The 1,183-nt window shown below is 41.4% G+C and carries 2 protein-coding genes; both read right to left on the reverse strand.

Going from position 1 to position 1,183, the window contains the following annotated elements:
* Positions 1–767 (reverse strand): hypothetical protein (locus PHV30_08855; GenBank protein MDD5457127.1); only part of this gene is annotated, 767 nt, incomplete at its 3' end.
* The coding region (locus tag PHV30_08860) for a hypothetical protein (GenBank protein MDD5457128.1) at positions 764–1,183 on the reverse strand (420 nt) is incomplete at its 5' end. The genes PHV30_08855 and PHV30_08860, both read right to left, overlap by 4 nt.

Below are 1,183 nucleotides of genomic sequence, written 5' to 3' on the forward strand. Positions count from 1 at the left end.
AGGAACGATAAACCCAGGGATAGATTGTCGCCATTCAGGCCGGCCTGCAATGCAATACTTGGATCAAGCTGATAATTTACTCCATATTTCATTAATACGCTGTTATATGTACCGCTTAGAAAAATATCAGAAACAATATAAGTCGTCAGGTCCATGGGCAGCGGTATTTTGGCTCCCAGCGAGAGCGCGTATTCATCCGAGTTGTAGTATCGCATTACCAGAGATAAATCGTAAGGCGTAAATGCTGTTGAGTAATATCCGAGTGAATAAAACAGGCTGCTTTTTTCCGTTGAATAATTATCCAGTACAAAATTCAAATTGAACCCGACATTTATATTCTTTTCAACTCTTCTGGCCAAGCCCACAGTGAAACATTGTTGAGTTATGCTGGTTATAGTTGGGCTGTCGGTTTTGTCGGTCCTGTATTCGATGTTCCCGATAACATCCATTATAACGCCTATCCCAAAAGTCGTGTCTCTGTATTTATAAGGAAGTTTATAAAAACCGTAGATATAGGACTGGTCAAAATTATAAGGATTATAACTGAGCAGTATGGGATTGATGTTTTCTTTCACCAGTATGGCCGGATTAAAATAAGCGCTTTCCGGTCCTTCTGCGGAAATTATACCGGTATTGCCCAGCCCTATGACCCTGGCGTTAAATCCGCTGTTCAGAAAGTCATTGCGCAGGTCTACACGTGTTCCGGTCGCGGCCAAGGTTATAGCTAAAGAAAGAATCAATAAGCCTGTGTGGATGGTTTTTTTCATTGCACAACCACCTTATGATATTTTCTCTGCACCTTGCCGGAACTATCGGTAACTTCCAATAGCGCAATATAAATTCCAGGAGGGACAACATTATTATTTTCATCAGCCAGGTACCACACTACAGCTCCTTCGCCGGTATAGGTAGTCACAGAAAGAGGGAAATCGCTTTTGTTGAAGGTTTTTGTTTTTCTGCCGCTTAAAGAATAGATAGTAATTTTTATATCTGTGGGTATCGCTGTGAGTAACACGTACAAACTTGTGTAACTCTGATTAGTGAGCGCGTTACTTACAGGGTTAGGGAAATTATAAAACTTGGAAATTGTTGAGTCGGTTGTATTATTTGTCGGTGGCGGACTAACCTGTAGCATGGTTTGATATGCGTCTATCCGGCCCTTGCCCAATTTGCCTGAATAAGA

Source organism: Candidatus Margulisiibacteriota bacterium (genome assembly GCA_028715625.1).
Classification (GTDB): domain Bacteria; phylum Margulisbacteria; class Riflemargulisbacteria; order GWF2-35-9; family GWF2-35-9; genus JAQURL01.